The organism is Nocardioides sp. (assembly GCF_050699375.1).
Classification (GTDB): Bacteria; Actinomycetota; Actinomycetes; order Propionibacteriales; family Nocardioidaceae; genus Nocardioides.
This window is the reverse complement of the sequence record NZ_JBOHDN010000074.1, coordinates 1-22,607: the sequence shown is the minus strand read 5'-3', so window position 1 is coordinate 22,607 and position 22,607 is coordinate 1. Positions and strand designations below refer to the sequence as shown.

At 68.9% G+C, this 22,607-nt stretch carries 24 protein-coding genes; 13 read left to right on the top strand and 11 right to left on the bottom strand.

The window, feature by feature from the left end:
* Positions 1–13: 13 nt before the first annotated feature.
* The 4 genes from rlmB to nirD all read right to left on the bottom strand — a co-directional run bounded on the left by rlmB (position 14) and on the right by nirD (position 3,482).
* Positions 14–970: a 23S rRNA (guanosine(2251)-2'-O)-methyltransferase RlmB gene (gene rlmB / locus ACRDPS_RS05230; RefSeq protein WP_431500571.1), complete on the bottom strand. Its 957-nt coding sequence runs from the start codon at positions 968–970 to the stop codon at positions 14–16.
* 115 nt (positions 971–1,085) lie between these two features.
* Positions 1,086–2,492: a cysteine--tRNA ligase gene (cysS, locus tag ACRDPS_RS05225; RefSeq protein WP_431500570.1), complete on the bottom strand. Its 1,407-nt coding sequence runs from the start codon at positions 2,490–2,492 to the stop codon at positions 1,086–1,088.
* A 115-nt stretch (positions 2,493–2,607) separates the two neighbouring features.
* Positions 2,608–3,087 (bottom strand): 2-C-methyl-D-erythritol 2,4-cyclodiphosphate synthase, encoded by a 480-nt coding sequence (ispF, locus tag ACRDPS_RS05220; RefSeq protein ID WP_431500569.1) that lies wholly within the window; start codon positions 3,085–3,087, stop codon positions 2,608–2,610.
* Positions 3,088–3,110: 23 nt separating this feature from the next.
* Positions 3,111–3,482: a nitrite reductase small subunit NirD gene (gene nirD / locus ACRDPS_RS05215; protein WP_431500568.1), complete on the bottom strand. Its 372-nt coding sequence runs from the start codon at positions 3,480–3,482 to the stop codon at positions 3,111–3,113.
* Positions 3,483–3,651: 169 nt separating this feature from the next.
* Between nirD and ACRDPS_RS05210 the strand changes: the two genes are divergently transcribed.
* Positions 3,652–4,344 carry an IspD/TarI family cytidylyltransferase gene (locus ACRDPS_RS05210; protein ID WP_431500567.1) on the top strand — a complete coding sequence of 231 codons (693 nt, stop codon included), beginning with the start codon at positions 3,652–3,654 and terminating at the stop codon, positions 4,342–4,344.
* An 18-nt stretch (positions 4,345–4,362) separates the two neighbouring features.
* Here the strand turns inward: ACRDPS_RS05210 and ACRDPS_RS05205 are convergent, their stop codons facing one another.
* Both ACRDPS_RS05205 and ACRDPS_RS05200 read right to left on the bottom strand, forming a co-directional pair.
* A complete protein-coding gene (locus ACRDPS_RS05205) occupies positions 4,363–4,974 on the bottom strand; it encodes a 2-C-methyl-D-erythritol 4-phosphate cytidylyltransferase (RefSeq protein WP_431500566.1) in 612 nt (203 codons plus the stop codon).
* 95 nt (positions 4,975–5,069) lie between these two features.
* A complete protein-coding gene (locus ACRDPS_RS05200; protein WP_008360791.1) occupies positions 5,070–5,555 on the bottom strand; it encodes a CarD family transcriptional regulator in 486 nt (161 codons plus the stop codon).
* A gap of 233 nt (positions 5,556–5,788) precedes the next feature.
* On the opposite strand from ACRDPS_RS05200, the gene ACRDPS_RS05195 reads away from it, so the two are divergent.
* The 3 genes from ACRDPS_RS05195 to ACRDPS_RS05185 all read left to right on the top strand — a co-directional run bounded on the left by ACRDPS_RS05195 (position 5,789) and on the right by ACRDPS_RS05185 (position 8,276).
* Positions 5,789–6,634, top strand: coding sequence for a UbiA family prenyltransferase (locus tag ACRDPS_RS05195; protein WP_431500565.1), 846 nt, complete (start codon positions 5,789–5,791; stop codon positions 6,632–6,634).
* An 83-nt stretch (positions 6,635–6,717) separates the two neighbouring features.
* Positions 6,718–7,536, top strand: a complete 819-nt coding sequence (locus tag ACRDPS_RS05190) for a hypothetical protein (protein ID WP_431500564.1) — start codon at positions 6,718–6,720, stop codon at positions 7,534–7,536.
* On the top strand, positions 7,536–8,276 hold the full coding sequence (locus ACRDPS_RS05185; protein WP_431500563.1) for a phosphoglyceromutase: 741 nt from the start codon (positions 7,536–7,538) through the stop codon (positions 8,274–8,276). The genes ACRDPS_RS05190 and ACRDPS_RS05185 overlap by 1 nt, the downstream gene beginning before the upstream one ends.
* Positions 8,277–8,365: 89 nt before the next feature.
* Here ACRDPS_RS05185 and phoU read toward each other — a convergent pair whose 3' ends face one another.
* The gene (gene phoU, locus ACRDPS_RS05180; protein WP_431500562.1) at positions 8,366–9,016 is read right to left on the bottom strand and encodes a phosphate signaling complex protein PhoU; all 651 of its coding nucleotides are present in this window, start codon (positions 9,014–9,016) and stop codon (positions 8,366–8,368) included.
* A 121-nt stretch (positions 9,017–9,137) separates the two neighbouring features.
* Between phoU and ACRDPS_RS05175 the strand changes: the two genes are divergently transcribed.
* On the top strand, positions 9,138–10,295 hold the full coding sequence (locus tag ACRDPS_RS05175) for a sensor histidine kinase (protein ID WP_431500561.1): 1,158 nt from the start codon (positions 9,138–9,140) through the stop codon (positions 10,293–10,295).
* Positions 10,292–10,969 (top strand): response regulator, encoded by a 678-nt coding sequence (locus tag ACRDPS_RS05170; protein ID WP_431500560.1) that lies wholly within the window; start codon positions 10,292–10,294, stop codon positions 10,967–10,969. The genes ACRDPS_RS05175 and ACRDPS_RS05170 overlap by 4 nt, the downstream gene beginning before the upstream one ends.
* Positions 10,970–11,066: 97 nt before the next feature.
* Here ACRDPS_RS05170 and ACRDPS_RS05165 read toward each other — a convergent pair whose 3' ends face one another.
* A complete protein-coding gene (locus tag ACRDPS_RS05165) occupies positions 11,067–12,392 on the bottom strand; it encodes an MFS transporter (RefSeq protein ID WP_431500559.1) in 1,326 nt (441 codons plus the stop codon).
* Between the two features lie 71 nt (positions 12,393–12,463).
* Between ACRDPS_RS05165 and ACRDPS_RS05160 the strand changes: the two genes are divergently transcribed.
* Complete coding sequence (locus ACRDPS_RS05160; protein WP_431500558.1) at positions 12,464–13,447, top strand: GlxA family transcriptional regulator; 984 nt, start codon at positions 12,464–12,466, stop codon at positions 13,445–13,447.
* A gap of 241 nt (positions 13,448–13,688) precedes the next feature.
* Positions 13,689–14,591 (top strand): DMT family transporter, encoded by a 903-nt coding sequence (locus ACRDPS_RS05155; RefSeq protein WP_431500557.1) that lies wholly within the window; start codon positions 13,689–13,691, stop codon positions 14,589–14,591.
* A 23-nt stretch (positions 14,592–14,614) separates the two neighbouring features.
* On the opposite strand, the gene ACRDPS_RS05150 is transcribed toward ACRDPS_RS05155, so the two are convergent.
* Positions 14,615–15,151, bottom strand: coding sequence for a YbjN domain-containing protein (locus tag ACRDPS_RS05150; protein WP_431500556.1), 537 nt, complete (start codon positions 15,149–15,151; stop codon positions 14,615–14,617).
* A complete protein-coding gene (gene mshA, locus ACRDPS_RS05145; RefSeq protein WP_431500555.1) occupies positions 15,148–16,404 on the bottom strand; it encodes a D-inositol-3-phosphate glycosyltransferase in 1,257 nt (418 codons plus the stop codon). The genes ACRDPS_RS05150 and mshA overlap by 4 nt, the downstream gene beginning before the upstream one ends.
* 149 nt (positions 16,405–16,553) lie before the next feature.
* On the opposite strand from mshA, the gene ACRDPS_RS05140 reads away from it, so the two are divergent.
* Both ACRDPS_RS05140 and ACRDPS_RS05135 read left to right on the top strand, forming a co-directional pair.
* Entirely contained in the window at positions 16,554–17,309 is a 756-nt protein-coding gene (locus ACRDPS_RS05140) for an SDR family NAD(P)-dependent oxidoreductase (protein WP_431500554.1), read from the top strand.
* A gap of 82 nt (positions 17,310–17,391) precedes the next feature.
* Complete coding sequence (locus ACRDPS_RS05135; protein WP_431500553.1) at positions 17,392–18,093, top strand: aspartate/glutamate racemase family protein; 702 nt, start codon at positions 17,392–17,394, stop codon at positions 18,091–18,093.
* Positions 18,094–18,370: 277 nt separating this feature from the next.
* On the opposite strand, the gene ACRDPS_RS05130 is transcribed toward ACRDPS_RS05135, so the two are convergent.
* Positions 18,371–19,705 (bottom strand): M4 family metallopeptidase, encoded by a 1,335-nt coding sequence (locus ACRDPS_RS05130; RefSeq protein ID WP_431500552.1) that lies wholly within the window; start codon positions 19,703–19,705, stop codon positions 18,371–18,373.
* 159 nt (positions 19,706–19,864) lie between these two features.
* On the opposite strand from ACRDPS_RS05130, the gene typA reads away from it, so the two are divergent.
* The 3 genes from typA to ACRDPS_RS05115 all read left to right on the top strand — a co-directional run.
* Entirely contained in the window at positions 19,865–21,757 is a 1,893-nt protein-coding gene (gene typA, locus ACRDPS_RS05125; RefSeq protein WP_431500551.1) for a translational GTPase TypA, read from the top strand.
* Between the two features lie 78 nt (positions 21,758–21,835).
* A complete protein-coding gene (locus tag ACRDPS_RS05120) occupies positions 21,836–22,156 on the top strand; it encodes a hypothetical protein (protein WP_431500550.1) in 321 nt (106 codons plus the stop codon).
* 109 nt (positions 22,157–22,265) lie between these two features.
* Positions 22,266–22,607 (top strand): class II fructose-bisphosphate aldolase (locus tag ACRDPS_RS05115; protein WP_431500549.1); only part of this gene is annotated, 342 nt, incomplete at its 3' end.

Here is a 22,607-nt window from a genome sequence, read left to right as displayed (position 1 = left end):
CTGCGGCGAGGTGTCAGCGGCGCGCCTCCGCAACCGCGTAGAGCACGACCGAGGCCGCGACCCCGGCGTTGAGCGACTCGACCGAGTTGGCCATCGGGATCGAGACGATCTGGTCGCAGGTCTCCTGCACCAGGCGGGAGAGCCCACCGCCCTCGGCGCCGACGACGATCACCAGCGGACCGTCGGCGAGGCCGTCGGGGGAGGCCAGACCGGGCAGGTCGACGTCGCCCTCCATGTCGAGCCCGACGACCATGCAGCCGGCGTCCTGGTAGGCCTTCAGCTGCCGGGTCAGGTTGACCGTCTGGGCGACCGGGATCCGCGCCGCGGCGCCCGCGCTCGTCTTCCAGGCGGCGGCCGTCACACCGGCCGCGCGCCGCTCCGGGATCACTACGCCGTGGGCGCCGAAAGCGGCGGCGCTGCGGACGATCGCTCCCAGGTTGCGCGGGTCGGTGACCTGGTCGAGCATCACGATCAGCGCCTGCTCACCCGTCTCGGCGGCACGGTCGAGCAGGTCGTCGGCGTGGGCGTACTCGTAGGCGGGGATCCGTGCTGCCAGGCCCTGGTGGCCGTTGAACCCGGTCAGCCGGTCGAGCTCGACCTTGGCCACCTCGAGCAGCGAGATGCCCTTCTCGGAGGCGAGCTGGAACGCCTCGCGCAGGCGGCCGTCACGCTCGGCTCCCTCGGCCACGTAGAGGCCGTTGACGGGCACGTTCTCGCGCAGCGCCTCGACCACGGAGTTGCGGCCGATGATCCACTCGGCCTCACCGGCGGCCCGCTTGCGCGGCTTGCCGCCTGCACGCTGCTCGGCGGCCTTCGCTGCCTTGTGAGCCTTGTGGTAGGGCCGGTCCTTCGCCTTCGGCGTCGGGCCCTTGCCCTCGAGCCCGCGGCGTACGTTGCCGCCCGTGCCAGCCGTGGCGCCCTTCTTGCGTCCCTTCGCGATCGCTCCGCGACGCTGGGAGTTGCCTGCCATCAGTGTTGTCCCGTCCGTTGTTCACCGAGGTAGCTCGGTGGGGTGTCACTTCCTTCGCGGAACTCCCCGAAGGAGGTGCGCGTTCGCCGAGTCACCTCGGTCAGCATCCAGGTCATCAGATGCTCCACTTCGGGCCGGCCGGAGTGTCCTCGATCTCGATCCCGGCGTCCTTGAGCCGGTCTCGCAGTGTGTCGGCCCGGGCCCAGTCCTTGGTCGCGCGAGCCTCGGCCCGCTCGTCGAGGAGGCCGCGTACGAGGACATCGACTGCTGAGGTCAACTTCTCGTCGTCGCCGCCGGTCGGACCCCAGGCCGGGTCGGCCGGGTCCAGCCCGAGCACGTCGAGCATGGTTCGTACGCTCGCGGCGACGCCACGCAGCGCGGGGGTGTCTCCACCACCGAGGAGCTTGTTGCCCTCGCGGACGACGTCGTGCAGGGCACCGACCGCAGCCGGGGTGCCGAGGTCGTCGTCCATCGCCTCGACGAACTCCGCGCAGGCGACGCCTTCGTCCGGGATCTCCCCGATCGTCTCGGCGGCCCGATCGAGGAAGTTCTCGATCCGCTGGAACGCCTGCGCCGCGTCGTCCAGCGCAGTGAAGGAGAACTCGACGTGGGACCGGTAGTGCGCCGCGACCAGGTAGTAGCGCAGCTCGATGCCGCGTACCTTCTTCAGGACCTCGGGGATGACCAGCGAGTTGCCCAGCGACTTCGACATCTTCTCGCCCGAGGTGGTGATCCAGGCGTTGTGCAGCCAGTAGCTCGCGAACGGCCGGCCGGCTGCTCGCGACTGCGCCTGCTCGTTCTCGTGGTGCGGGAAGCGCAGGTCGATGCCACCACCATGGAAGTCGAAGGCCGGACCGAGGTACTTCCCGGCCATCGCCGAGCACTCGATGTGCCAGCCGGGCCGCCCCGGACCCCACGGGGAGGGCCAGGAGGCCGTCTCGGGCTCGGAGACCTTCCGGCCCTTCCACAGCGCGAAGTCACGCGGGTCGCGCTTGCCCCGCGGATCGGCGTCGGCAGCGGCCTCCATGTCGTCGACCTTCTGCCCCGACAGCTCGCCGTAGGAGGGCCAGGAGCGGACGTCGAAGTAGACATCGGCGGAGCCGTCATCGGCGGCGTACGCATGCCCCTTCGCGATCAGCTCCTCGATCAGCGCGACGATCTCGGGGATGTGACCGGTGGCCAGCGGCTCGTACGTCGGCCGGGCGACGTTGAGCGAGGCGTAGGCGGCGTCGAGCTCGCGGTGCATGGTGTAGCCGAGGTTGTACCAGGGGCGTCCCTGCTCGGCCGACTTCGCCAGGATCTTGTCGTCGATGTCGGTCACGTTGCGGATGAACGTGGTCTCATACCCCGAGGCACGCAGCCACCGCTGCAGCACGTCGAAGTTCACCCCGCTCCGCACGTGTCCGACATGCGGCTCGCTCTGCACCGTCAGGCCACAGACATAGAGCGACGCCTTGCCGGACTGCAAGGGAGTGAAGTCACGTACTTCACGGGTCGCCGAGTCGTAGAGCCTGAGTGCCATACCCCAAGTCTAGGGACGTACGCGTGTTCCCTACCTATCGCGACGCACGGTGAGCGAGCGCCGGCGAGCGAACGATGGGTCTTTCATCGGGCCAAGTCGGTATCCTCGCGCTGCGCTACCGGCGTGGCACGATGAGCGCGGTGGCGATCGCGGCGACGCCCTCGCCGCGCCCGGTGAGCCCGAGGCCGTCGGAGGTCGTGGCGGTCACGGTGACCTGCGCGCCCGCCGCCGCCGAGAGCGCCTGGTTGGCCTCGTCCCGACGCGGACCGATCTTGGGCCGGTTCCCGATCACCTGGACGGCGACGTTCCCGATGTCGAAACCGGCATCGTGGACCCTTCGCGCTGCCTCGGCCAGGAGAACGACCCCGGCCGCGCCGGCCCACTCGGGCTCGGAGGTGCCGAAGTTGGACCCCAGGTCACCGAGACCGGCTGCGGAGAAGAGCGCGTCGCAGCAGGCGTGCGCGGCGACGTCGCCGTCGGAGTGCCCGGCCAGACCCTGCTTCTCTTCGGGGAACGCGAGGCCGGCCACGTGCATCGGAACACCGTCGGCGAGGCTGTGTACGTCGGTCCCGATGCCGATCAGAGGAAGCTGCACGCTCGCAGTCTCCCAGACGCGCGTCAGGCGACCTTCCGGTGCCCGACATGGATGAGCCCGTCGACGACCCGGACCTCGTAGGCGGGGATCGTGACGTGCGGGTCGTCCAGGCACTGTCCCGTACGCAGGTCGAAGCCGTGCCGATGAACAGGTGAGGCCACGAACGGCACGCCGTCGCGGACACCGACGATGCCCTTGGCGATCACCGACGCCCTGGCGAACGGGTCGTGGTTGCCCAGCGCGTAGACGACATCGTCGGGCATCCGGAAGATGGCGATGGCCTGCCCGTGGACCAGCGCCGTCGCGCCACGCTTCACCTCGAGCGCGGCGACCTGGCAGACGGGCTGCCAGTCCCCTCGGTCGTCTTGGTCGTCCCGCCGCGCGCCGGCGCTCATGACGTCGCCGGCCCGAGCCGCTTCGTCGGCATTCGTCGGGTCCTTCCTTCGGTGGATTTGAACCGTAGGGCGCGTGGTTGCTACCTCCTGTTTCGGTTTGTTACGGGTGCGTAAACACCAGCGCGCCACCCATCGGCCCCCACCGCGAGCGAGCCGATAGCCTCCAGGGGTGCCCGCTGCTCTCGTACTCCTGGCCGCCGGATCCGGTACGCGTGTCGGTGCCGCCACCAACAAGGTGCTGCTTCCGCTGGACGGCTCCGACGACCCCGCCTCCTCGGCTCTCGTCCTCTCGCTCCGGACCGCGCTCGAGGTGCCCGACGTGCGGCGCGTCGTCCTCGTCGTCCGCAGCGGCGACGAGGAAGCGGTCGCGACCGTCGCGCAGCCCCTGCTCGGCGAGCGCGAGGTCGCGATGGTCGCCGGCGGCGCCACCCGCCACGCATCCGAGCAGGCCGCGCTCGCGGTGCTCCGGGCCGACATCGAGGCGGGCATGATCGATGTCGTCGCCATCCACGACACCGCCCGGCCACTGGCCGGTCTCGAGCTCTACGGCGCGGTCATCGAAGCCGCCCGCGAGCACGGCGGCGCGATCCCGGCCGCGCCCCTCACCCATCTCTCGACGCGTGACCTGCGGCCGGTGGAGGGTGCTCTCGTCGGCGTACAGACTCCGCAGGCCTTCAAGGCGGCGACGCTGCTGGCGGCCTATACCCGGGCCGCGGCCGACGGCTTCGACGGCACCGACACCGGCGCCGTGCTGGAGAGGTACGACCCGGACGTACGCATCGTCGCCGTCCCCAGCACGCCGCTGAACCTCAAGGTGACCTTCGCCGACGACCTCCAGGCGGTCAAGGCGCTGCTGGCCTGAACGCCGCCCGTGCGAAGGTCACACTGCTGTCGAGTCGTCCTCCGACAACGCCTCCAGCAGACGTACGTCCTCGGGGGACCCGACCCGGCGACCGATCGAGGGCGCCTCGACCGTGACCACCGGGAACCGGCGGGCCAGCGAGCCCGCGATCTCGGCGAAGTCGCCGGACGGCCACTCGTCCAGGGCGGCGACGACCGCCGGCGGGAGCACGATCGGGGAGGCGACCGAGACCAGCGCCGACCGGTCGAGGGTCTCCCCGAGCACCGAGACGCCGTCCTCGTCGGTCGCCGTCTTGACCGTGTCTGTGACCGGACGTACGCCGATCACGACGGCCTTGCGCTCGAGCGCGGTCGAGACACAGTGGGCGATGAAGGCCGGTGGGGTCAGCGGGCACAGCGAGTCGTGGAGCACGAGCGGCTCCTCGGCGGCCACGGCCCCTTCCCACGACATCGTGAAGTCGACCGGGGTCACCCCGGACTCGCCGAGGGACCAGGTCGCGGCGGCGACCAGGGGCTCGCCATGGATGAGTGCGAACGGAAGGGACCCGCGGTCGGCCTCGGCGACAATCCCGAGAGCAGGCGGGACCCCGGCGTCCTCGTCGATCTGGTTGGTGCCGTAGGGGTCGTCCATGACGAACACGCTAGCCAACGACCCGAGCCGATCCCGAAAACGCGAAACAGGCCCCGGGATCACCCCGGAGCCTGTAACGCAGACCGAAACCAGCTTCAGCTGGCCAGCACCTCATCGAGGAGGACTTCAGCCTTGTCTTCGTTGGTGTGCTCGCACAGCGCGAGCTCCGAGACGAGGATCTGGCGTGCCTTGGCAAGCATGCGCTTCTCCCCGGCGGAGAGGCCGCGGTCACGTTCACGACGCCACAGGTCGCGGACAACCTCGGCGACCTTCATGACATCGCCGCTGTGCAGCTTCTCCAGGTTTGCCTTGTAACGACGTGACCAGTTGGTCGGCTCTTCGACGTGCTCCGCGCGAAGCACCTCGAAGACTCGATCAAGCCCGTCCTTGTCTACGACGTCTCGAACTCCGACGAGCTCGAGGTTGTTGGCCGGAACACGCACTACGAGGTCCTGCTGGGCAATGATGCGGAGGACCAGATACTGTCGCTCCTCACCCTTGATGGTGCGCATCTCGATGTCCTCGATGACGGCCGCGCCGTGGTTCGGGTAGACGACGGTCTCGCCGACGGTGAAAGTCATTTTTTTAGGTACCCCTTCCTAGGGCCATAAGTCTACCACGGATCTTAGAATTCGGATTCCGCGTTTCTGCAGGTCAGGGCCTCAATCTGGGGTTGACAGATCACTATGGCGTGTGTTCCGCGCGCGCAGATCGATCAACCGTGACATCATGGCCGATTTCGAAACGCCGAGAAATCCTGTCGTAGCCAGCCTGTTGTCCTGCACGGGTTGATCACGTATCGGATACTGCCGCCATGGCGAATGCATCGCAGAGCGCCCCCAAGACCATCTTCACCGTGTCGTCGCACGCCCAGGAGCAGGACCCGCCAGCGACGCAGGCCAGCGCGTCCGCCGTGCCGGCTGCCTCGGCGAGCCACCAGAGCGTCATGGACAAGATCGGCAACTGGGCCCCGCTCCTCCTCATCCGCACGGCTCATCCGCGCCAGGCGATCCTGACCGTCATCGGGATCGCGGTGGCTGCTGTCCTCACCGGGCTGTCGGCCCGCGAGGTCGCCCTGATCGCGGTCACCGTGCTGATCGGCCAGGCCGTCCTCGGCTGGCACAACGACCTCGTCGATCAGGCCGTCGACCGCCGCCACGAGCGCGCCGGCAAGCCGATCTCCGATGGCCGCCTCGACCCGGGCGGCGTCTGGTTCGCGCTGTGCTGCGGCGTACTCCTCGCCATCCCGCTCTCGGTCACCTCGAGCACCGTCGCGGGACTGTTCTATCTCGGCTCGCTGGTGATCGGGATGCTCGCCAACGTACTGCTGCGCAAGGGCCTCTTCTCCTGGGTCCTGTGGGCAGCGGCCTTCGCCTGCTACCCCGGATACCTCTCGTACGCCGGCTGGGCGGGCGAGTCAGCGGGCGGGCCGCCGCACTGGGCGATGGTCGCGCTCGCCGCCGCGCTCGGGATCGGGGTGCACTTCCTGACCGCGCTGTGGGGGCTGGTCGCGGACAACGCGGACGGCTGGACCTATCTGCCGCTCAAGGCCGGACTCAAGCTGGGCGCGGGCAAGCTGCTCCTGGTCACGCTGATCTATCTCGCGGCGGTGATCGCCGGGATGCTGTACGTCGCGAGCACCGTCGGGCTGCGTGCCTGACCCTCGCCCGACCGGCATGCCTGACCCTTTCCCGATCCTGACCCCTTTTAGTCCGGCGAGATCGGGCGGATAGAGTGTCGCGCGTGACGACCAAGGTTAAGCAGAAGCGGCTCGCGATCGCCGGTGCCCTCGTGGCCCTCGCGGTGCCCGCGCTGAGCGCCTGCAGCAGCTTCGACTACGCGACCGACCGGCCCAACGAGATCATCCACGGCGGCACGACGCTCGACGGTGCCCTCCGGATCAACGCCGCTCGCATCGTGACCGCGCAGGAAGGCTCCGGCATCCTGATCGGCACCTTCTCGCTCGACCCGGCGATCAACCCGGCGGTCGCCGGCAAGACCCTGCCGTCGGTCACCGCGATCGCGACCGGCGACAACGCCACCAAGACGGTCACGCCCGAGTCGTTCACCCCGATCGAGCTGCCCACCTCGGGCATCATCAACCTGGCTGCCCCCGAGAACGGCGGCATCCCGGTCACCGGTGACTTCAAGCCCGGCGACAGCATCCCGATGACCTTCACCTTCTCCGAGGGCGACCCCAAGACCGTCTCGGTCCCGGTCGTCGCCCAGTGCGGTGCGTACGCCGATGTGGCCGCCGCCGTCGATGAGACCGAGAAGCCAGCGAAGAAGGGCAAGAAGGCGGGCAACCAGGAGTCCGAGGGTCCCACCGGCGAGGGTGCCGCCGGCGAGGGTGCCACCGGTGAAGGCACTGCCGGTGAAGGCAACGAGGAGGCCTCGACCCTGCCGGCCGACGCTCCTGCCGAGGGCGAGCACGCTGTTGAGGGCGAGCACGCGACCGAGGGCGAGGGCGGCGAGCACGCCGAGTCCGGCGCCACCAGCGAGGACCCCTACTCCTGCGAGTTCCCCGAGGCGGCCCTTCCCGGCGCCGAGGAAGCTCACTGATGACGTACAAGCTCGTCCTCCTGCGTCACGGCGAGAGCGAGTGGAACGCGCTCAACCTCTCCACCGGCTGGGTCGACGTCGACCTCACCGACAAGGGTCGGGCCGAGGCGGTCAACGGCGGCAACCTGCTCAAGGAAGCCGGTCTTCTTCCCGACCTGGTGCACACGAGCCTGCTGCGCCGTGCGATCAACACCGCCAACATCGCCCTGGACACCGCCGAGCGTCACTGGATCCCGGTGCGGCGCGACTGGCGCCTGAACGAGCGTCACTACGGCGCGCTGCAGGGCAAGAACAAGTCCGAGACGCTGAAGAAGTTCGGCGAGGAGCAGTTCCAGCTGTGGCGTCGTTCCTACGACGTACCGCCCCCGCCGATCGAGGCCGACTCGGAGTTCTCCCAGGCAGCCGACCCGCGCTACGCCGACATCGACGTGCCGGCCACCGAGTGCCTCAAGGACGTGGTCGCCCGGATGCTCCCCTACTGGGACTCGGCCATCGTGCCCGACCTGAAGGCCGGCAAGACCGTCCTGGTCACCGCCCACGGCAACAGCCTGCGCGCACTGGTCAAGCACCTCGACAACATCTCCGAGGCCGACATCGCCAAGCTCAACATCCCCACGGGCCAGCCCCTGGTCTACGAGCTCGACGAGTCCCTCCGGCCGACAGTCACCGGCGGCACCTACCTCGACCCCGAGGCCGCCTCCGCGGCCGCCGAGGCAGTCGCCAACCAAGGCAAGCAATAGCAACAGTCCCGCCAGCAAAACGCCGAGTCGGCTCGTCATGACGAGCCGACTCGGCGGGATTTTCGGTCAGGATGAGCCGACTCGGCGGCTCAGGAGTCCGCGGGGGTCTCGCCGGTCACCACGAAGACGACCCGGTTGGCGACCGTGACGGCGTGGTCGGCGATGCGCTCGTAGTAGCGACCCAGGAGAGCGACATCGACGGCCGGCTCGACCCCTGCGTCCCAGTCCTGGCCGAGCAGCTCGGCGAACGACGTACGGCGCAGGCGGTCCATCTCGTCGTCGTCGGCGACGAGATCCTGGGCCGCGGAGACATCCCGGTCGCGGAGGATCTGGCAGGTGCGCTCGACCATCTTCTCGGCCACCTCCGCCATCTTGGCGATGGTCGGCTCGGCGAGCTCGGGAACGGCCTTGTTCGGCGTACGCAGCCTGGCGATCTTGGCGACGTGGACGGAGAGGTCGCCCATCCGCTCGAGGTCGGAGATCATCCGGAGTGCGGCGACGACGACGCGAAGGTCGCCGGCGACCGGGGACTGCAGGCCGAGCAGCTCGAGGGCGTTCTCCTCGATGCGTTCGCGGGCGTCGTCGATCTCGACATCCTTGTCGATCACCTGCTCGGCGAGGTCGTTACGAGCCTCGAGGAGAGCGGTCGTGGCGTCACGTACGGCCACAGAGACCAGCTCACAGACACTGGTGAGATCGGTGAAGATGGCATCGAGGTCGTCATGGAAAGCAGCGCGCATGGACCGATCGTAGACACTCGATGTGTACTGGCTTCCATCCAGAGTGAACCGATGGTGAACGTTCGGCGCGATCGCGTCCATGGGTAGGGATGAGGGTGTTTGATGGGATTACCCTGATCGTGTGGACTCGACGACGCAGGCCTTTCTTGCTGCGCTCCTCGGCGCGGTCGTCGCCGGAGCGGCAGTGCTTGCATGGGCGATGAGCGAGCGTTCTCGCCGTCGGATCCCAGAGGTCGAGCCCCCGAAGGTTCCCTCGGAGGTCGCCGCGGTTCTCTCGGTCCTGCGCAGCAGCGCCGTCGTCGTGGACGAGGACGACACCGTGCTGAAGGCCAGCGCCCCGGCGTACGCGCTGGGTCTGGTGCGTGGCACCTCCCTGGTCTCGCCCGAGCTCTCCGAGCTCGTCCACGGCGTACGCCGCGACGGCCAGATCCGCGAGACCGAGCTGGTGATCTCGCGCGCCAACGGGGCATCGCGCCATGTCACCGCGCGCGTCGCGCCGCTGGGGACCCGCCTCGCTCTCGCTCTTGTCGAGGACCGCACCCGCGAGCGCCGCGTGGAGGCCGTACGCCGCGACTTCGTCGCCAACGTCAGCCACGAGCTCAAGACACCGGTCGGCGCGATAAGAGTGCTCGCGGACGCGGTCACCGAAGCCTCCGACGATCCCGAGGCCGTACGCCGCTTCTCCACCCGGATGATCGTCGAGTCCGAGCGCCTGACCGCGCTGGTCCAGCAGATCATCGAGCTCTCCCGGCTGCAGGGTGATGAGCCCCTGGAGGCGCCGCTCGCGGTCGACGTCGACAAGGTCATCGCATCCTCGGTCGACACCTCGACCGTCGACGCCGACGCCAAGGGCATCAGCGTGGTCAGCGCCGGGACCGCCGGCCTGCACGTCTTCGGCAACGAGGAGCAGGTGCTGGCCGCGGTCACCAACCTGGTCTCCAACGCAGTCGCCTACTCCGAACCCGGCTCGACGGTGACCGTCTCGACCCGCGCGACCGACGGCTCCATAGAGATCGCCGTGGTCGACCAGGGCATCGGCATCCCGTCGACCGAGATCGACCGGATCTTCGAGCGCTTCTACCGCGTCGACCCGGCCCGCCACCGCTCGACCGGCGGGACCGGTCTCGGCCTGTCGATCGTCAAGCACGTCGCCGCCACGCATGGCGGCGAGGTCAAGGTCTGGTCGCAGGAGGGTCAGGGTTCCACCTTCACCCTCACTCTGCCCCAGCACCTACCAACTGCCGGTCACACCGGCATGAGCAAGGAGGAACGCCCGTGACCCGGGTACTCGTCGTCGAAGATGAAGCCAGCTACAGCGACGCGCTGTCCTACATGCTCCGCAAGGAGGGCTTCGAGGTCGCCATCGCCGAAGACGGCACCGACGCACTCAAGGAGTTCGACCGCAACGGCGCAGACATCGTGCTGCTCGATCTGATGCTTCCCGGACTCTCCGGAACAGAGGTGTGCCGCCAGATCCGGGCAACCTCGGCTGTCCCGGTCATCATGGTGACCGCCAAGGACGACGAGGTCGACAAGGTGGTCGGCCTCGAGCTCGGCGCCGACGACTACGTCACCAAGCCCTACTCCCCGCGCGAGCTCGTCGCCCGGATCCGCGCCGTCCTCCGGCGAGGCACCGAACCCGACGCGGCCCCGGCCACCCTCGAGGCCGGACCGGTCCGGATGGACGTGGAGCGCCACGTAGTCACCGTGGACGGCAACGAGCAGCGTCTTCCGCTCAAGGAGTTCGAGCTCCTGGAGATGTTCCTGCGCAACCCCGGCAGGGTCCTGACCCGCGGTCAGCTCATCGACCGGGTCTGGGGCTCCGACTACGTCGGTGACACCAAGACCCTCGATGTCCACGTCAAGCGTCTGCGCGCCAAGCTCGAGCCGGACCCCTCCGAGCCGAAGTTCCTGGTCACCGTGCGCGGGTTGGGATACAAGCTCGACCTGTAGCGGTGCGAGCGCGAAGCGCGAACACCGCGTGACAGGTCGAGATCGAGCAGCCGCGCTCCGGCGAGCGAAGCGACCGGCGTGTCGAGATCCAGTCGGTTCACGTAGCGGTCGCGTTGGACGTCGCAGGTGCCCTCGGCATCACCAAGGACATCAGCGCGGCGGCGGCACACAGGGCGCCCGCTGCGTACCAGACCAGGTCGTAGGAGCCGGTGACGTCGCGTACGACGCCGCCGACCCAGGCGACCAGGCCGGCCCCGACCTGGTGGGAGGCGAGGACCCAGCCGAAGACGATCGGGGCGTCCTCGGGCCAGACCTCGCGGCACAAGGCGAGCGTGGGTGGCACGGTGGCGACCCAGTCGAGGCCGTAGAAGACGATGAAGAACACCATCGGCAGGTGCACCTCGGGGGCCAGCAGCATCGGCAGGAAGATCAGCGAGATCCCGCGCAGCGAGTAGTAGACGCCGAGCAGCACCACCGGGTTGAAGCGGTCGGTGAGCCAGCCGGAGAAGATCGTCCCGGCGACGTCGAAGATCCCGATCACGGCGAGCAGCGAGGCGGCCGCGACCGTGGCCATGCCGTGGTCGTGCGCAGCGGGCACGAAGTGGGTCCTGATCAGGCCGTTCGTGGTGATCCCGCAGATCGCGAAGGCCCCGGCGAGGAGCCAGAAGGCCTTCGTACGCATCGCCGTCCCGAGCACTCGTACTGTCCGTAGCGCGGCGCCGGTCGCGGGCGCGGGACGCGGCACGATCTTCGAGGCGCCGTAGGGCGCCAGGCCGATGTCCGCCGGATAGTCGCGGAGCAGCAGCAACACGAACGGGATCACCGCGGCGGCAACCAGAGCGATCGTGACCGAGGCGGCCCGCCAGCCGAACTCCCCGATCAGGATCGCCAGCACCGGTAGGAAGATCAGCTGCCCCGAGGCGCCGCCGGCGGTCAGCAGGCCGCTGACCAGGCCCTGCCGCTTGTCGAACCAGCGGGTGGTGATCGTCGCCCCGAAGGCGAGCGCCATGCAGCCGCTGCCACCGCCGACCAGGACGCCCCAGCCGAGGACGAACTGCCACGACTGGCTCATCCAGACGGTGCCGAGGGAACCGAGGGTGATCATGGTGAGCGCGACGGCCACCACCGGGCGGATCCCGAAGCGGTCCATCAGCGCGGCGGCGAACGGCGCGGTCAGGCCGTAGAGCGCGAGCTGCAGCGTGATCCCGATCCCGATCGTGCCCCGCGACCAGCCGAAATCCTCGTTCAGCGGGCCGACCAGGAGGCCTGGCGCCGCGGTGAAGGCGGCAGCTCCGACGATGGTCACGAAGGCGACGGCGGCGACCCACCAGGCGGGGTGGATGCGCGGGCGGCGCGCGGATGCACGGCCGGCAGGCGGCGGGGTCGTCGTCTGGGCGGTGTCCTGATCCTGTCGAAGGGTCATGAGGTTGATCCTTGCGGGTTCGCGCCACTCCAGACAGTGGCCTGATTGACATCCATCGGTAAGATCCAGCCATGAGTGACGAATGGGTGGCTTCTCCGCATCGGGTCGCGGTCCTGATCCAGGACGGGTTCATCCCGTTCGAGATCGGCATCCCGCACCGGATCTTCGGCAGGGCCCGCGACAGCGAGGACCGGCTGCTCTACGAGGTCGTCACCTGCACCACCGGCGGCCCGCGGCCGGTGCAGTCCGACTCGGACGTGGTCGTACTCGCGCCGCACGGACCGGAGGCACTCGCCGACGCGGACACCGTGGTGATCCCGAAGTTCGGCCTCGACTACCCGACCGTCTCGGACGGGGTGCTGTCGGCGCCGTTGAAGGAGGCGCTCGACCTGATCCGCCCCGGCACCCGGATCATGTCGATCTGCACTGGAGCGTTCGCGCTCGCCGCCGCGGGTCTCCTCGACGGTCGCCCGGCGACCACCCACTGGTCACATACCGACGACTTCCAGGCCCTGTTTCCGCAGGTCAAGCTGGACCCTGACGTACTCTTCGTCGACGACGGCGACATCCTCACCTCCGCCGGCGTGGCCTCCGGCATCGACCTCTGCCTGCATGTCGTACGCCGCGACCACGGCGCAGCGGTCGCCAACCGGGTCGCTCGGGTGACCGTCGTCCCGCCCCACCGAGATGGCGGCCAGGCCCAGTTCATCCGTCATCGCGCGCCTGCCCCGGGCGGCGCCGGCATCCCGGGGGCGATCGCGTGGGCGCTCGCGCACCTGGACCGCCCCCTCACCCTGGAGGCGATGGCGGCCAAGGTCTCGATGTCGGTGCGCACCTTCACCAGAAGGTTCCGCGAGGAGACCGGAGAGTCCCCCGGCCGCTGGCTGCAGCGGCAGCGCATCGAACTGGCCCGCAACCTCCTGGAGACCACGGGTCTCACCATCGAGCAGGTCGCCGCCCGGTGCGGATTCAACACCGCCCAGTCCCTCCGGCTCCACTTCCACGCCGCCCTCGGCGTCACCCCGACCGCGTACCGGAAGACCTTCGGGGGTTGAGCCTCGCCGAGAGGTCACCCCCGCAGGCCGAGAAGTCACCCCTGCAGGCCGAGAAGTCACCCCTGCAGGCCGAGAGGTCACCTCTGCAGGCCGAATGGTCACCGCAATGACCTCTCGACCTGCACAACTGACGTCTCGACCTGCACAACTGACGTCTCGGCGGGATCGAGATGGCGGGATGTCGAACATGGATGACCGTTATCCGCTCGCCTGGCGGCGTACGGATCCCTAGCCTTTCATCGTGACGACGACGATCGACCCCGCACCTTCTACGACGACACCGCTGTGGAAGCCACTGGTGGCGTGCGGAATCACCTTGGTCCTATGGGCATCGGCGTTCGTGGGGATCCGCCATCTGGGCGACACCGTGCCACCGGGAAGCCTGTCGCTGGGCCGGCTGGTGGTGATGGTCGCGGCGCTCGGAGCGTACCTCGCGTTGAAGGGCGGATTCCGGCTGCCGACCAGGAGGGAATGGCCGCTGATCGCGCTCGGCGGAGCGTCGTGGCTGGGGATCTACAACCTCGCGCTCAACGAGTCCGAGCGCCGGATCGACGCGGCCACGGCTGCGCTGATCGTGCAGGTCGGCCCGATCGTGGTGGCGCTGTTGGCCGGGCTGGTGCTCAAGGAGACGATCCACCGGTGGATCCTGATCGGCACCGGTGTCGGGTTCGCCGGCGTCGTCATCATCGGGCGCGCCTCGGCCAACGGTGACACCGGCGACTGGATCGGCGTCGCTCTCTCGGTCGTCGCCGCACTGACCTTCGCGATCGGCGTCCTCACCCAGAAGAAGCTGCTGCCGACGATGAGCGCGCTGCTGCTGACGTTCTGGTACGGCACGGCCGGCCTCGTCATCTGCCTGCCCTGGTCAGTCGAGCTGGCCACCACGATCCCCGACATCAGCGTCACCAACCTCGGCTGGATCATCTACCTCGGACTCTTCCCGAGCGCCCTGGCCTTCGTGACCTGGGCTTATGCGCTCTCCCACTCCGATGCCGGCAAGTTCGCGCAGTCGACGTTCCTGGTGCCGTTCATCACCGCGCTGATGGCATGGCTGGTGCTCGACGAGGTGCCGCCCGCGCTCGCCTTCGCCGGCGGCGCGATGTGCATCGCGGGCGTGCTGATCACTCGTCGCAAGCCGGGCTGACAGCCACAGACGTCAGTAACTGACTACTCGGCGTCAGATTCCGACTTCTCGGCGGATTCCAGCCAGCCTCGGAAGGCCTCCAGGTTGGCCGTGGACTCGCCGCGCAGCTTGCGCCACTCCCATTCCTTGCGGATCGAGGAGGCGAAGCCGAGCTCCAACAGCGTGTTGAAGGACTCGTCGGCGTACGTCAGCACCGAGCCGAGCAGGCGGTCGAGCTCGTCCGGGGTCACCATGAGCAGCGGCAGCCGGCCGTCGAGGTAGATGTCGCCGAGCCGGTCAACCCCGAAGGAGACCCCGTAGAGCCGCAGGTTGCGCTCGAGCAGCCAGCGGTAGACGGTCTCGTGGTTCTCGTCGGGCTGGCGGCAGACGAAGGCATGTACACCGAGCGCGTGCTGCCCCAGGTCGAGCCGGACGGGCGTCTGCAGCTTGCGCTCGCCCGGGAGCGAGAACGAGAAGACCAGCTCGCCACCGGGCTGCTCGGTCTCGTCCCAGGACAGCTCGTTGGACTTCAGCCAGCTGCGTACGACCTCTTCCAGGTCGGCTCGCGACTCCCCCGTCATGACGCCACCTCTTCACGCATCAGCATCTTGGCCTCCTCATAGACATCGAGGGTATTGCGTGCGGTGAGATCCCAGGAGAAGTCCTGCGCGTGCTCGCGCGCGCCGTCGGCCAGTGCCTCCCATCGCGAGTGCGAGGTGATGGCGTTGGTGAGCGCGTCGGCCCACCGAGCCGGGTCATGGCCGTCGACGAGAAGGCCGCTGCGGCCGTGGCGTACGGCGGTGGTCAGACCTCCGACAGCGGCCGCGACCACGGGCGTGCCGCAGGCCTGGGCCTCGACGGCGACCAGCCCGAACGACTCGTTGTAGGAGGGGACCGCGACGACCGAGGCGGCGGAGTACCAGAGCGCCAGCTCGTCCTGACGCACCGGCGGGACGAACCGGACCACGTCGGAGATGCCCAGCTCAGCGGCCAGGTCGGCCAGGCCCGTCGGGTGCTCGAGACCGGATCCGGAGGGTCCGCCGACGATCGGGACGACCAGGTTGCGGCGCAGCGACGGGTCGCGCGCAAGCATGACGGCGGCTGCCCGAAGCAGTACGTCGGGAGCCTTGAGCGGCTGGATCCGACCCGCGAAGAGGAGTACGTGAGCACGATCCGGGAGCCCAAGGGCGGCCCGTGCGGCGGCACGCCCGCGCGGACGGAAGACCCGCAGGTCGACGCCGGGATGGACCACGGCGACGCGACCTGGCTCAGCGTCGTACATGTTGATCAGCTGCTTGGCCTCGAGGTCGGTGTTGGCGATGAGCATGTCGGATGCGTCGACGACCTGCTCCTCCCCGATCACGCGGGCCTCCGGCTCGGGGTTGTCGCCCTCGGCGAGCGCCTCGTTCTTGACCTTGGCCATGGTGTGCATGGAGTGGACCAGCGGCACGGCCCACCGGTCTCGGGAGAGCGCCCCGACCTGGCCCGAGAGCCAGTAGTGGGAGTGCACCGCGTCGAAGTACCCCGGCGGGTTGGAGGCCTCCGCGCGAAGCACCTCGCGCGCGAACGTGCACAGCTGACCGGGCAGATCACCCTTGGCCAGCCCCTCGAACGGGCCGGCGTGGACGTGATGGACCGCCACACCGTCGTACGCCTCCACGATCTGCGGCAGGCGCGAGGAGGTCGCGCGCGTGAAGATGTCGACCGCGATGCCCTGGGTGGCGAGGCGCCGGGAGAGCTCGAGGACATAGACGTTCATGCCGCCCGCGTCGCCGGTGCCGGGCTGGTCGAGCGGAGAGGTGTGCAGACTGACCATCGCTACGCGGTGGATCATGCCTGCCCCTTTGTTTCTACGCCTGTGGTCCCGTCCCTCAACACTCGAATCCCGCTCATCATTCCCTGACTCCTCGGCCATCGGGATCCGCGGGCTCTAGGAGTGAGACCGCTTCGTCGTCCTGGCACGCCGCCGAGCAGAATGACGACATGCCTTCGAAGAGTGCTGCCAGGACCGCCGTCGTGACCGGAGCCTCGAGCGGGATCGGCGCCGCCACCGCCCGCCGCCTCGCCGAGGAGGGTTACCACGTCTTCCTCGCTGCCCGCCGGATCGACCGGATCGATGCCTTGGCCAAGGAGATCGACGGCACCGCGATCGCCACCGACGTCACCTCCGACGACTCCGTCGCCACGCTCGTCGAGGCCGTCGGCGACCGCCTCGACCTGCTGGTCAACAACGCCGGTGGCGCCTTCGGGGTGGACAAGGTCGCCGAGGCCGACCTGGCCAAGTGGCAGGCGATGTTCGACGTCAACGTGGTCGGCCTGACCCGCGTGACCAAGGCGCTGCTCCCGGCTCTGATCGCCTCCGGGGCAGGCGCGATCATCAACGTCGGCTCGATCGCCGGCCGTCGCGCCTATGAGGGCGGCGCGGGCTACAACGCGGCCAAGTTCGGCACCCGGGCGGTGACCGAGGCGCTGCGCCTGGAGATCGTCGACCAGCCGGTGCGGATCATGGAGATCGCGCCGGGGATGGTCCAGACCGAGGAGTTCTCGCTCGTACGTCTCGGTGGCGACCAGACAGCCGCCGATGCCGTCTACAACGGTGTCGCCGCACCCCTGGTGGCCGAGGACATCGCCGACGCGATCTCCTGGATGGCCACCCGTCCGGCCCACGTCAACATCGACGAGCTGGTCATCAAGCCGCGCGCCCAGGCTGCCCCGCACAAGGTGTACCGCGAGAGCTGATCCGGCCTCTGACCTGGTCAGGGGGCATGGCGGGGACATCGAGGATTCAGTACGCAGCAGCCGACGGTGTCACACTCGATGCGTGCAGACGATCGGACTCATCGGCGGCATGAGCTGGGAAAGCACCGCCGCTTACTACGAGGGCCTCAACAAGGGTGTCCAGGAGCGGCTCGGCGGGCTTCACTCCGCCAAGATCGTGCTGGCGTCCGTCGACCTCGCCGAGTTGACGACCCTTCAGGAGAAGGAGGCCTGGGACCAGGTCGCCGAGATCCTGGTCGCCTCGGCCAAGAGCGTGGTCGCCGCCGGCGCCGACTTCATCCTGATGTGCACCACCACCTTCCACAAGGTGTACGACGAGGTGGCAGCCGCCGTCGACGTCCCGGTGCTGCACCTGGCCGACGTGCTCGCCACGAGGTGCAAGGAGCTCGGCATCACCAAGGCCGGATTCCTCGCCTCGCGCTACACCGTCGCCAACGACTTCTTCGCCCAGCGGATCTCCGACCACGGTGTCGACGTCAACCTGCCCGACACGCTCCACGTGGAGATGCTCGACTCGATCATCTACGAGGAGCTCGTCCACCGAAACGTCCTGGCCGGATCTCGCAAGCGGGTCCTCGAGGTCGTCCACGAGCTGTGGGACGCCGGCTCCGACGGCGTCATCCTCGGTGCCTCCGAGCTGAGCCTCCTGGTTCGCCCCAGCGACGTCGACGTACCCATCCTCGACGCCATCTCCGCGCACGTCGAGGCCGCGCTCAACCTCGCCCTCGCCGAGACGACCGAGTGAGGTCGAGCGGCGAGCTTGCTCGTCCGCTCGCGCCGAGCGAGTAACCGCGCGAAGCGCGGACTAGTCACCCCCGCCGGCCGAGACGTCACGTCTGCAGGCCGAAGGGTCACTTGTGCAGGCCGAAGAGTCAGTTGTGCGGGCCGAGACGTCACTCATGTGCCCACTCGGCCTGCAGAGCTGACGCCTCGGCCTGCAGAGCTGACGCCTCGGCCTGCACAGTTGACGCCTCGGCCTGCAGAGCTGACGCCTCGGTCTGCGGGGTTGACGCCTCGGCGGGCTACTTCTCGAGCAGCTTGTTGGCCAGCTCGTGCAGCTCGGGCGTCAGGTCGCCCTCGTGCACGACGGCGGTCTGGCCGTCGACCTCGAACTCGTAGACGTAGCGGTCGGCGCCCTTCGGCTTCGAGGCCGCTGCGCCGCCGGAGACCAGGTCGCGCACGGTGGCGACGTGGGCGTCCTCGGGTGCGAGCTCGGCAGCCCCCTCCTTCGTACGTCCCAGGAAGCCGCCGCTGCGGCGTACCTTCACCACGGTCGGGGTGGGCTCCTCACCGTCGGGGCCGGGGTTGCCCTCGGCCGCGGTGACCCCGACCTCGGACCAGGCGGTCGTGACCGCCTCGGCCTGGTCGCCGGCCTCGGCGACGGTGGCCGCGGCGAAGCCGGCGAAGTCGGAGTCGGTGGTGACGGAGCCGTTGGTCAGCGCTGCGTACCAGATCTTGCCGGCCCCGTCCCACGAGTTGCCGCCGATCGCCTTGGCAGCCAGGGCGAAGGCGCGGTTGGGGATGCCGGAGTTGATGTGGACGCCGCCGTTGTCGTCGGTGCCTTCGTAGATGTCGTCCATGTGAGCGGGCTGGGGGTCCTTGCCCAGGTTGGGGTCGTCGTATGCGGTCCCCGGCTCGAGCATGTGACGCAGCCCCACACCCTGGACCGACTCGGTGAAGAGGCCCTCGCCGATGATCCAGTCGGCCTCCTCGGCGCTCTGGCCGAGGAGACGCTGCTTGAGGCAGGAGCCGTAGACGTCGGAGATGTGCTCGTTGAGCGCGCCGGACTGGCCTTCGTAGACGAGTCCCGCGGTGTGCTCGGTGACCGCGTGGGAGAGCTCGTGACCGATCACGTCGACGGCCTTGGTGAAGCGCTGGAAGATCTCGCCGTCACCGTCGCCGAAGACCAGCTGGGTGCCGTCCCAGAACGCGTTGGCGTAGTCCTGGTCGTAGTGGACGGTCATCACGACCTCCACGCCCCGGCCGTCGTAGGAGTCGCGGCCGTAGACCTCCTTGAAGAGGGCGAGCGAGCCGGTGATGCCGTCCGCCGCCTCGTCGACGCTCTCGTCGCCCGACTCCGGGTCGCCCGCGGCGCGGACCTTCTCGCCGGGGAGCTCGGTGCCGTTCCCGGCGGTGTAGACGGTCCAGTCGCCGGGCTCGCTGGGCGTCGGCTCCTCCACCGGGTCCGCGCCCGCGCCGCCCTCCGGCGCCGGGCGCTGACCGAGGAAGCTGTTCAGATGCTGGGCCCGCGCGGAGCGGATCGCGTTGTCCTTCTCGAGGGCATCGGGGCTCAGTCGCTGCATCAGGTAGGGCGGCACGATGTGGCAGATGTGTGCGGGGTCTTTCCGAGAAGTCATGGGTCTCAGCCAACCGCACCCCACCGACAATTCCCAGGGTCTCCGCGCAAAAAGAGCATTGCGACCGCGGTGACGACGATCTTCGGATGCGGGCCCTGACTCCTGCGGCGGATAGGATCAGGCGTCCCGTCCCGCGCCAGAAATCGAGCCGCTTCGCACATGTCCGAGACCCTCAAGGCCAATCTCCGCAACGTCGCCATCGTTGCGCACGTCGACCACGGCAAGACCACGCTGGTCGACGCCATGCTGCGTCAGGCAGGCACCTTCACCGAGCACGAGGCCGAATCCGTCGCCGATCGGGTGATGGACTCCGGCGAGCTCGAGCGCGAGAAGGGCATCACCATCCTCGCGAAGAACACCGCCATCCACTACTCCGGGCCGTCGGCGCCGGAGGGGATGACGATCAACATCATCGACACCCCCGGCCACGCCGACTTCGGTGGTGAGGTCGAGCGCGGTCTGTCGATGGTCGACGGGATCGTGCTGCTGGTCGACGCCTCCGAGGGTCCCCTCCCCCAGACCCGGTTCGTGCTGCGCAAGGCGCTCAACGCCGACATGCCGGTCGTGCTGGTCGTCAACAAGGTCGACCGCCCCGACGCTCGCATCGAGGAGGTCGTCGACGAGACGTACGAGCTCTTCATGGACCTGCTCGACGACTCGCACAGCCAGGACGCGCTCGACTTCCCGGTGATCTACGCCTCCGGCAAGGCCGGCGTGGCCAGCCTGACTCAGCCGGGCAACGGCGAGCTGCCCGACGCCAAGGACCTCGAGCCGCTCTTCTCCACGATCATGGAGACGATCCCGGCCCCGACCTACGAGGCCGGCGCGCCGCTGCAGGCCCACGTCACCAACCTCGACGCCTCGCCGTTCCTCGGCCGCCTCGCGCTGGTCCGCGTCCACCAGGGCACCCTGAAGAAGGGCCAGAACGTCGCCTGGATGCGGCGCAACGGCGAGACCAAGAACGTACGCATCACCGAGCTCCTCATCACCGAGGGCCTCGAGCGCAAGCCCGGCGAGCAGGCCGGTCCGGGCGACATCGTCGCCGTCGCGGGCATCCCGGAGATCACCATCGGCGAGACCCTCGCCGACCCCGAGAACCCGGTCGCGCTGCCGCTCATCCACGTGGACGAGCCCGCCATCTCGATGACCATCGGCACCAACACCTCGCCGCTGGTCGGCAAGGTCAAGGGTTCGAAGGTGACCGCGCGTCTGGTCAAGGACCGCCTTGACCAGGAGCTCATCGGCAACGTCTCCCTGAAGATCCTCAACACCGAGCGTCCCGACGCCTGGGAGGTCCAGGGACGCGGTGAGCTGGCGCTGGCGATCCTGGTCGAGCAGATGCGCCGCGAGGGCTACGAGCTGACCGTCGGCAAGCCGCAGGTCGTCACCAGGGAGGTCGACGGCAAGGTGCACGAGCCGTTCGAGCGCCTGACGATCGACGCCCCGGAGGAGTACCTGGGGACCATCACCGAGCTGCTCGCCTCCCGCAAGGGCCGCATGGAGGGCATGACGAACCACGGCACCGGCTGGGTCCGCATGGAGTTCATCGTGCCGGCGCGTGGCCTGATCGGATTCCGCACCGAGTTCCTCACCGAGACCCGCGGCACCGGCATCGCCCACCACATCTCCGAGGGCTATGACCGCTGGGCCGGCGAGATCCGCTCGCGCAACAACGGCTCGCTCGTCGCCGACCGGACCGGTGCTGCCACTGCGTACGCCATGACCTCGCTGCAGGAGCGCGGCGTCATGTTCGTCGACCCGGCCACCGAGGTCTACGAGGGCATGATCGTCGGCGAGAACTCCCGCGCCGACGACATGGACGTCAACATCACCAAGGAGAAGCAGCAGACCAACGTCCGCTCGGCCACCTCCGACAACTTCGAGAAGCTCATCCCGCCGAAGAAGCTCTCGCTCGAGCAGTGCCTGGAGTTCTGCCGCGAGGACGAGTGCGTCGAGGTCACCCCCGAGATGGTCCGCATCCGCAAGGTCGTCCTCGACCAGAACGACCGCGGAAAGATCGCGAGCCGAGCGCGCAAGGCCAACAAGGCCTGACAGAGGTTCGTACGCGGCCGCCGACCCCGATGGGGTTGGCGGCCGTTTCGTTGTGATCTGCCTGCGAGACTTCCTCCCATGACGCGTACGCACGTGGAGGCCGAGATCGCCAGCCAGCCGTCGAGGTGGCGGGAGGCGGCCTCGATGCTCCCCGAGGTCGCGGGGCTGTTGCCGCGCTTCGGTGAGCGGGTGGCGGTCGCCGGCTGCGGCACATCGTGGTTCATGGCGATGGCGTACGGCGGTCTGGCCGGCGCCGGGGACCTGCTGCTGCGGCCGTTGCGAAGTGCGATCGAGCGGCGTACCCCCATAGAGGTCGACGTCCGTCCCGCCGCCCTCGGCACCCATGCCGGCTGCACCGGCGCCGGGCTGCTCGCTCTCGACCTGCTGGAGGCCGGATGATCCTCACGATCACGCTGAACCCGGCGCTCGACGTTACCTACGAGGCGAGGTCGACCCTGCCCACCCTCGACCTGCTCCGCCCGCTCGTCACCGTCACCAAGGAGAGCCCGTGACCCTCGTCCCCACCGCCACGCTGGTCAGCTCGGCGTATGAGGAGGGCCGCGGCGTCGCCGCCTTCAACGCGATCAACCTGGAGACCGTCGAGGCCCTCGCGGCCGGCGCCGAGGCGGCGAACCGACCGCTCATCGTGCAGATCAGCGAGAACGCCGTGCGCTACCACCGTGGCCTCGCGCCGCTCGCGCACGCCGCGATCGCCGTCGCGTCCGGCTCCACGATGCCCATCTCGCTCCACCTGGACCACGCGACCTCCGACCGTCTGGTCGGGATCGCGGTCGACCTCGGGTTCTCGTCGGTCATGTACGACGCCTCTCAGCTCCCCTATGAGGAGAAC